This window comes from Flavobacterium sp. FPG59 (assembly GCF_002150205.1).
Taxonomy (GTDB): Bacteria; Bacteroidota; Bacteroidia; order Flavobacteriales; family Flavobacteriaceae; genus Flavobacterium.
The window spans coordinates 1-8,647 of sequence record NZ_MTCA01000128.1 but is presented as its reverse complement, the minus strand read 5'-3'; the positions used below and the strand labels follow the sequence as shown (position 1 = coordinate 8,647).

The 8,647-nt window shown below is 34.5% G+C and carries 8 protein-coding genes; 2 read left to right on the top strand and 6 right to left on the bottom strand.

Going from position 1 to position 8,647, the window contains the following annotated elements; genetic code table 11:
- Positions 1 to 101: 101 nt before the first annotated feature.
- Entirely contained in the window at positions 102 to 1,145 is a 1,044-nt protein-coding gene (locus FPG59_RS11155; RefSeq protein ID WP_086454681.1) for an NAD(P)-dependent alcohol dehydrogenase, read from the bottom strand.
- Between the two features lie 241 nt (positions 1,146 to 1,386).
- Between FPG59_RS11155 and FPG59_RS11150 the strand changes: the two genes are divergently transcribed.
- The gene (locus tag FPG59_RS11150) at positions 1,387 to 1,956 is read left to right on the top strand and encodes a pentapeptide repeat-containing protein (protein WP_086454680.1); all 570 of its coding nucleotides are present in this window, start codon (positions 1,387 to 1,389) and stop codon (positions 1,954 to 1,956) included.
- A gap of 4 nt (positions 1,957 to 1,960) precedes the next feature.
- On the opposite strand, the gene FPG59_RS11145 is transcribed toward FPG59_RS11150, so the two are convergent.
- From FPG59_RS11145 to glyA, 5 genes are all read right to left on the bottom strand, one after another.
- Entirely contained in the window at positions 1,961 to 2,641 is a 681-nt protein-coding gene (locus FPG59_RS11145; RefSeq protein ID WP_086454679.1) for an ABC transporter ATP-binding protein, read from the bottom strand.
- Positions 2,642 to 2,643: 2 nt separating this feature from the next.
- Positions 2,644 to 3,900 carry an FtsX-like permease family protein gene (locus FPG59_RS11140; RefSeq protein WP_086454678.1) on the bottom strand — a complete coding sequence of 419 codons (1,257 nt, stop codon included), beginning with the start codon at positions 3,898 to 3,900 and terminating at the stop codon, positions 2,644 to 2,646.
- The gene (locus tag FPG59_RS11135; RefSeq protein WP_254906689.1) at positions 3,900 to 4,994 is read right to left on the bottom strand and encodes an efflux RND transporter periplasmic adaptor subunit; all 1,095 of its coding nucleotides are present in this window, start codon (positions 4,992 to 4,994) and stop codon (positions 3,900 to 3,902) included. Before FPG59_RS11135 ends, FPG59_RS11140 begins: the two co-directional genes overlap by 1 nt.
- A 246-nt stretch (positions 4,995 to 5,240) precedes the next feature.
- Complete coding sequence (locus tag FPG59_RS11130) at positions 5,241 to 5,834, bottom strand: tRNA-(ms[2]io[6]A)-hydroxylase (protein WP_086454676.1); 594 nt, start codon at positions 5,832 to 5,834, stop codon at positions 5,241 to 5,243.
- A gap of 135 nt (positions 5,835 to 5,969) precedes the next feature.
- Positions 5,970 to 7,244, bottom strand: a complete 1,275-nt coding sequence (glyA, locus tag FPG59_RS11125; RefSeq protein ID WP_086454675.1) for a serine hydroxymethyltransferase — start codon at positions 7,242 to 7,244, stop codon at positions 5,970 to 5,972.
- Positions 7,245 to 7,352: 108 nt separating this feature from the next.
- Here glyA and fahA point away from each other — a divergent pair, with 108 nt between their 5' ends.
- Positions 7,353 to 8,636: a fumarylacetoacetase gene (gene fahA / locus FPG59_RS11120; protein WP_086454674.1), complete on the top strand. Its 1,284-nt coding sequence runs from the start codon at positions 7,353 to 7,355 to the stop codon at positions 8,634 to 8,636.
- Positions 8,637 to 8,647: the final 11 nt, after the last annotated feature.

The window sequence follows — 8,647 nt, the reverse complement described above, 5'->3', positions numbered from 1 at the left end:
GTTTAAGGATTTTTTTTTGTTTTTTTTATTTACTTTATAAAAATACAAAATCCCCATTTGATACTCTCAAAATGGGGATTATAAAAAGTATTCTCTTGAGTTTATAATGTAGCCATATCAATTACAAAACGGTAACGCACATCTCCTTTTGTCATACGTTCATACGCTTCATGAATGTCTTTCATATCGATTAATTCAATATCCGATACAATACCATTAGCAGCGCAGTAATCTAACATTTCTTGCGTTTCTGGCAATCCTCCAATTAATGATCCTGCTAAACTACGTCGACCACCAATTAAACTAAAAGCATGCACTTGATAAGGCGTAGGTGGCACTCCAACACAAATGTGAACTCCATTAACACGCAGCAATGACAAATACAAATTAAGATCATGTGGTGCAGAAACCGTATCTAAAATAAAATCAAAAGTCCCAGCCACACTTGCTAATTGCGCTTTATCTGATGTTACCACAAAATTGTGAGCTCCTAATTTTTTAGCATCTGCTTCTTTACTTGCAGAAGTACTCAAAACAGTAACTTCAGCACCAAAAGCAACACCAAATTTAACGGCCATATGCCCAAGTCCTCCAAGACCTAGTACAGCCAGCTTATGTCCATTTCCTACTTTCCAATGTTTTAATGGAGAATAGGTTGTTATTCCTGCACATAATAATGGAGCTACTGCCGCTAGATCTAATTTGTCTGAAATATGCAATACAAAATCCTCATGAACTACAATGGTATTTGAATACCCTCCGTATGTAGGTGTAACGCCATCTTGACCCAGTGCATTATACGTATCTGTTCTTCCGTTGATACAAAATTGCTCTAATCCCTCTTTACAATTTTCGCAAGTTCTACAAGAGTCCACAAGACAACCTGTTCCCGCTAAATCACCTACTTTAAAGCGTGTGACTTTTTCTCCTACTCCAACTACTTTACCAACAATTTCATGTCCAGGTACCATTGGGTAAATAGATCCTCCCCAATCATTTTTTATTTGATGTAAGTCACTGTGACAAACACCACAAAATTGTATATCAAACTGAACATCATTTGGTCCAAGAGCTCTTCGTTCAAAATTCCAAGGAGCTAAATCTGATTTGGCATCTTGTGCCGCATATCCTTTTGTAAGTATCATAATAAGTAAATTTAATTGTTATAAAATTATGAAAATTTAACTCATCAATAATTTTAAAGAGTTACATAATTCCCAGTATAAACTATTCAACCACATCTTTTATTATGAAACTGCCAGAGCCTTTTAAATAACATAAAATTACTTCTACTATCTGAAAACTAATTTTTAAGAATAGATCTTTTTCCATCAAGATAATGTGTTACTTTGTGCAACTACATTTTACTAATCATCAAACTTTTAAATGGCTTCATACACCTATGACAATCAATTTACTGACATTCTTTATAGCGAACATGAATTGAATCATCAGGAGTTCGAATGTTGTACTTTTACCAATTGTAATTTTTCTCAGTGTACTTTTGTAGCGGTTACTTTTATTGATTGCACCTTCGATGATTGTATATTTAGCAAGGCAAAAATTAATTATGTCGCCTTTAGAACTGTAACTTTCAATCGCTGTGAAATTAAAGACGTGAATTTTGCTATGTGCGATAAATTAATTTTCGAAATTGCTTTTAAGGATTGTGTTTTGGATTTCTCCAAATTTTATACTTTAAAAATAAAAGGAACATCATTTACGAATTGCAGTATAATTGCGGTAGATTTTATGAGTACAGATTTGACCGAAGTCGTTTTTGAAAACTGTGATCTATACCGTTCTGAGTTTGCGAAAGCAATTGCTAACAAAGCTGATTTCAAAACCAGTTACAATTATACGATTGACCCCAAAACAACAAAATTAAAAAAAGCGATTTTTGCTTTAGAAGGTTTGAAAGGATTGCTCTACAAACACGAAATTATTGTTAAATAGAACTTTAAGAAATTATTTTCCCATCTTCCATGGTAATAATTCTATTGGTTTTTTGGGCAAAATCATTGTCGTGCGTAACCACCAATAAAGTTTGATTTTTCTCCTGAGTTAATTTATTGAAAATATCAAAAACCATGTCACTGTTTTTCTTATCTAAATTCCCTGTAGGCTCATCCCCCATTATAATCAACGGATCGTTGATCAAAGCACGTGCAATTGCCACACGCTGTTTTTGTCCACCGCTCAATTGATTAGGCATTTTAAGCGCTTGATCCTGCATGTCTAACGTTTTTAAATGTTCCATGGCGCGATGCTCTAATTCTTTATCCGAGTATTTAGCTAACTTCATCCCCGGAAGCATTACATTTTTTAGCACATTATATTCTGCAAGTAAGTAATGAAACTGAAATACAAAACCTATTTTTTCATTTCTGATTAATGCCAATTCTTTGTCGGTTTTTCCCGTGACAAGTTCGTTGTGAATCATTATCTGACCGTCATAATCTGTGTCCATCGTAGAAAGTAAATACAATAATGTCGATTTGCCACAGCCAGATTTCCCAACTATCGAAACAAACTCTCCGTGATTAACACGCATGCTAATTTCTTTCAATACCTGAAATTTTACAGGATCGTAAAAATATTTACTTAGTCCAATGGTCTCTAAAACAGCATTATTTTCCATTTTTATTTTCCTCTGATGATTTCTACTGGATCTACCTTACTGGCTTTTAGGGCAGGAAAAAGTCCGGCAATAGTCGTTGTAAACAATGCAAAAGTAATCCCGATGCTATAATATATAGGATTGTAATTAATAGGATAGGTTTTCACCGTAGGTAAAGAAGCCGTTTCAAACGGAATCACATCTATTATAGAAGAAAAAACAAATCCAAACAGCAAACCAAACAACCCTCCCACCAAACCAATAATAATAGATAGTGAAACAAAAATCCATTTCACATCATTTCCAGAAAATCCTGTCGCTTTCAAAATCGCAATACTGTCCATTTTTTCATAAATCATCATGTTCAGAATATTATAAATCCCAAAACCGGCAACAATCAGCAACACCACACCAACGGAATAGGAAATGATACTTCGCACTGAGCTTCCTGTTTCAAACTGAGAATTTGCGGTTTGATAATCAATTGTATCTAGATTAAAGGTGTCCTGAAACTCTTTTGCAACAGCAGGTGCTGCAGTCATATCATACAAATTCAGTTGAATGTCCGTGATGTAATTTGTAGGTTCTCCCAATATTTTTTGGGCTGTCGCCAAAGAGGTATAACTCATCACATTATCAATTTCAGAAATACCAATTTCAGAAATACCCACAATTTTAAGCGAAGCTAAATTTCCTTTAGAAGTCGTAATCTTGATGATATCTCCATTGGTAAGCAACATTTTATCTGACAAACCTTTCCCTATAATAATGCTGTTGTTCTGAAGCAGGTCAGCTACTTTTCCTTCAATGATATAATCGCTGATTTTAAATAATTTATCTTCAGATAAAACATCAATCCCATTAATTACCCCTGATATTTCAATAGTCCCTGAATTAAAAAAAACCGGCGAAGTCACCTTTGGTGCAACGTCAATAACACGCGGATCTTGTTTTAAAACAGCAAGAATGGTTTTACTGTTGTAAATGGATTTCCCTCGGTCTTTGGGTTTAATAGAACGAACAAAATTGGTGTTTTTTTTAAAGTCCTCGGACAAGAAAACGGGTTGGTTTTCTGAAGGTTTTATTTCATTGTACAACAGTACATGAGGAGTTCTATTGAGCATTAATCCATCCAATAAATCATTCAAACCATTCATAAAACTAACCAAAGCAATAAACATCGCAATACTGAACGTTACTCCAATAGCTGCAACAATCGTTTGCTTCAATCGAGCCCGTAGCAAATGCAATGCAACGTTTAAAATGAGTTTAAAGTTCATTATTGAGGTTTATAAATGGTTTCTACGGCGGTTAAACCGGATAGTATTTCTACTTTTTGATAATCACTTAAACCCGTTTTTACTTCGCGTTTTTCATCTTTATTTACTAAAACATATTTGCCTTGTATTAAATATGCTTTTGGAATCGTAATGGCATTTTTCTTAATCTGAATGATAATATTAGCTTCGGCAGTAAGATTTGGGTAGAGTTTTTTGGGTGGTTTTATAAAATGTGCTTCAATTTTAAAAGTACGGGAACGTTCGTTCATTATTGGGTAAATTTTATCAATGACAGCATCAAAAACCTGCCTTTTATAACTATCCATTGTCACCAATACTTTTTGACCCGTTCTCACGCGAACCATATCATTTTCGTCTACTTCCAGTTCCAATAAATATGAATTTTCTTGACCAATTATTGCTAAAGGAGTTTGCGGCGTAACTAATGTTCCTTCTTTTACTAAGACATCAAATAATTTTCCAGAAAAAGCACTTTTAACACTAAAATCACTCTGGGATTTCTGGTTGATTTTTAAGTTGACAGAATTTCTGCTTTGATCATTACGCAATTGGGCTTTGAGTTGTGCTAATTGCTTTTTAGCAGATTCGAAATTAATTTTGGAACTTTTATACGCTAATTCGACTCTTTCAAAATCAACTTCCGAAATTCCACCTTGATTTCTGATGTTTTTATTTCGGTTATAAATGGATTCGTCCAGGGTAAATTTGTCTCTGCTTGATTGGACTTTCATTTCCATTTCGGCAATTTTATCCTGAATATAACGACTGCTTTCCAAACTTAATTGATACGCTAATCGAGCATTCTCAGTATTTAATTCCGCTTTATCACTTTCCAATTCAAATAGCGACTGCCCTTTACTAATGGATTGACCGGCAATAACATTTACTTTTTGCAGTGTTCCATTTACAGTGGCAAATACCGTATACTGCCCATCCGCTTTTAAAACTCCTGAGGCATACACCGTTTCAGTAACTTCTCCTACAGTTGGTTTCATTTCTTCTGTTTCCTTTTTGGAACAAGAAAGCAGACTCAGCATTACCAAAAAAAATTGCACTTGTAATTTCATATTCATTTCATCTTATATTTATCTTTACAGATTGCTGTAATTTCTTTCTATAAATATACGCAAATATCCATGTTAAAGCTACTTAAAGCACTGCAAAATTTGAAACTCCGACACTTTTTCTACAAATAGTAAAAATTGAATTTCAGTTTTTTAACTTATAAAACTTTAAATTAAAAAATGCTTTGAATAGTATTTTGAAATGATACTTTTTGTGGGATTAAAATTTAATGGGATTAAAGAACGGTTTGTATTTTATCCGTGTATGGTTTCACTGTTCCCATATTTTGTAATTACCGACTCTTCAAATTCTAACCACTCTCTCCAACGTTTTTCAACATCAATTCCTTCGCCGTATTTACGTGCATAGGTTATAAATGTGGTATAATGACCTGCTTCACTCTCCATTAATTCTCTGTAGAATAAAGCTAATTCTGGATCCTTAATGTTTTCGGATAAAACTTTAAATCGCTCACAACTTCTGGCTTCAATCATTGCTGAAAAAAGCAAACGCTCCACTAAACTTGATACTCTACTGCCGTTACTACTTTTTTTCATGTACAGGTATAGCTCATTAACATAGTCGTCTTTTCGCTCTCTGCCCAATTTTAATCCACGCTTAATGATGATATTATGCACTTGCTCAAAATGATCAATTTCTTCTTTGGCTAGAGCCAATAAATCCTTAACTAAGTCTTGATGTTCAGAGTTGTTCGTAATAATTGTAATGGCATTTGTAGCTGCTTTTTGTTCGCACCAAGCATGATCTGTTAAGATTTCTTCAATATTTTTCTCTACAATATTGACCCATCTTGGGTCTGTTGGCAATTGTAATCGTAATACACCCATTTTAAATTAGTTTCAAGTTTTAAAAATAGTTTCAAGTTTCAAGTTTTACTTAGAACTAAAAAAGTTTAAAATTTTGCGATACCATTCCGTAAACACAAAACTTTAAACTTTAAACCTGAAACTTTAAACAATTAATTAATAAACGAAAATAGCTCTTTCGCTCATCATTTCATTTACTTCATTGGCCACAGCCTCTATCACAGCTTCATTAGTATGATCTACAATCACTCTATCAATTAAATCTACGATAGTTTCCATATCAGCCTCTACAAGACCTCGGGTTGTAATTGCCGCAGTTCCCACACGAATACCAGAAGTAACAAATGGTGATTTATCATCAAATGGAACCATATTTTTATTCACTGTAATTTCAGCTTTAACCAAAGCATTTTCAGCCTCTTTACCAGAAATATTTTTATTTCTTAAATCAATCAACATCATGTGATTATCAGTACCACCAGAAATAATTTGGTAACCACGTTTTACAAAAGCTTCGGCCATAGCTTTAGCATTTTTTTGCAATTGTAGTGCATAGGTAAAAAATTCGTCTTGTAATGCTTCTCCAAAAGCAACCGCTTTTGCAGCAATGATATGCATCAAAGGTCCGCCTTGATTACCAGGAAATACAGCTAAATCAAGCAAAGATGACATCATTCTAATTTCTCCTTTTGGAGTAGTTAATCCAAACGGATTTTCGAAATCTTTACCCATCAAAATTAATCCTCCACGAGGACCACGTAATGTTTTGTGAGTTGTAGTTGTTACAATATGGCAATGAGGTAAAGGATCATTCATCAAGCCTTTTGCAATAAGTCCTGCAGGATGAGAAATATCAGCTAATAAAATAGCTCCAACGCTGTCAGCAATTACTCTAAAACGAGCAAAATCCATGTCACGCGAGTAAGCAGATGCTCCAGCGATAATCAATTTTGGTTGTTCTCTAGTTGCAATTTCTTGAATTTTATCATAATCTAGTAAACCCGTTTCTGGGTCTACACCATAAAAAGAAGGAGTATATAAACGTCCAGAAAAATTTACAGGTGATCCGTGTGTAAGATGACCTCCATGTGACAAATCAAATCCTAAGATTTTATCACCAGGCTTAATACAAGCATGATATACTGCTGTATTTGCTTGAGATCCTGAGTGCGGTTGCACATTGGCGTAAGCCGCACCAAAAAGCTCTTTGGCTCTATCAATAGCAATTTGCTCTACCACATCAACTACTTCGCAACCTCCGTAGTATCTTTTGCCAGGATATCCTTCGGCATATTTATTAGTTAGTACAGATCCTGCTGCTTCCATCACTTCGTCACTTACAAAGTTCTCTGATGCTATTAGTTCTAATCCGTGTATTTGTCTTTCTTGTTCTTCTAGAATAAGGTCAAAAATTTGTTCGTCGCGTTGCATTTTTTTGAATTTCGTTAATTTATAGCAAAAATACAAAAAAACGTTTGGTTAATACTTAGATTATAATATATTTGATGAGTAATTTTTTAACAAAATAATTAACATCATATGCCAATAACAGCAAACGATACCAATAGAAAATCATGGTTAGAAGTACCTGAAAACAGTGATTTCCCTATTCAAAATATACCCTTCGGAGTTTTCCTAACTAAAGAAAATATTGTTACTGTAGGGACAAGAATAGGCGACTATGCCATAGATCTAGGTGCACTACAACAACTCAATTATTTTGAAGGTATTGAACTTACCGATGATATGTTTATGCAGGATACACTGAATGACTTCATATCAGATGGAAAAAAAACATGGAGACTGGTAAGAAACCGCATTGCTGAACTCTTTGATGCCAATAATACCAAACTACAAAATAATACTAAGCACAGAGATATTGTAATCTTTAAAATGGAAGATGTTGAAATGCAATTGCCTGTTTTAATAGGTGATTACACTGATTTTTATTCGAGTAAAGAACATGCTACTAATGTTGGGAAAATGTTTCGTGATCCTGAAAACGCATTATTACCAAACTGGCTTCATATACCAGTAGGTTATCACGGTCGTAGTTCAACGATCGTTCCATCTGGAATTCCTGTTCACAGACCCATGGGACAAACATTACCTCACGGGGAAACTAGTCCAGTTTTTGGTCCGTCCCGTTCTGTTGATTTTGAACTTGAAACTGCGTTTATCACCACTGACGTCAATATCATGGGTGAAAATATTCCCGTAACCGAAGCTGAAGATTATATTTTTGGGATGGTGTTATTAAATGACTGGAGCGCTCGTGATATTCAAAAATGGGAGTACGTTCCGCTAGGGCCATTTTTAGCTAAAAATTTTGCCTCTTCAATTTCACCATGGATCGTTACCATGGATGCACTAGAACCTTTTAGAACAAAAGGTCCTAAACAAGAGCCAACGCCCCTACCGTATTTACAACAAAAAGGAAAACACTCCTTTGACATTAACTTAGAAGTAGCCATTCAACCTGAAAATAGCAAGGCTACTGTAGTTTCTAAGTCTAATTTTAAATATATGTATTGGACTATGAGCCAACAATTGACGCACCACACCTCAAATGGATGTAGAGTAAACTCTGGAGATATGATGGGATCAGGAACGATATCGGGACCTACTGAAGATAGTTTTGGTTCTATGCTTGAACTTACTTGGGGTGGAAAAAACCCAATAAAAATGAGCGATAACACAGAGCGTAAATTTATAAATGATAATGATACCGTAATCATGAAAGGTTTTTGTAAAAACGGTCATGTACGTATTGGTTTTGGAGAAGTTTCAAGCAAGCTATTACCTCCTTTCGTTCGAAAATAAAATTTATATAA

Coding starts and splice junctions, on each gene's coding strand:
- FPG59_RS11155 (WP_086454681.1), bottom strand. CDS start 1,145: ATGATACTTACAAAAGGATATGCGGCACAAGATGCCAAATCAGATTTA.
- FPG59_RS11150 (WP_086454680.1), top strand. CDS start 1,387: ATGGCTTCATACACCTATGACAATCAATTTACTGACATTCTTTATAGC.
- FPG59_RS11145 (WP_086454679.1), bottom strand. CDS start 2,641: ATGGAAAATAATGCTGTTTTAGAGACCATTGGACTAAGTAAATATTTT.
- FPG59_RS11140 (WP_086454678.1), bottom strand. CDS start 3,900: ATGAACTTTAAACTCATTTTAAACGTTGCATTGCATTTGCTACGGGCT.
- FPG59_RS11135 (WP_254906689.1), bottom strand. CDS start 4,994: ATGAATATGAAATTACAAGTGCAATTTTTTTTGGTAATGCTGAGTCTG.
- FPG59_RS11130 (WP_086454676.1), bottom strand. CDS start 5,834: ATGGGTGTATTACGATTACAATTGCCAACAGACCCAAGATGGGTCAAT.
- glyA (WP_086454675.1), bottom strand. CDS start 7,244: ATGCAACGCGACGAACAAATTTTTGACCTTATTCTAGAAGAACAAGAA.
- fahA (WP_086454674.1), top strand. CDS start 7,353: ATGCCAATAACAGCAAACGATACCAATAGAAAATCATGGTTAGAAGTA.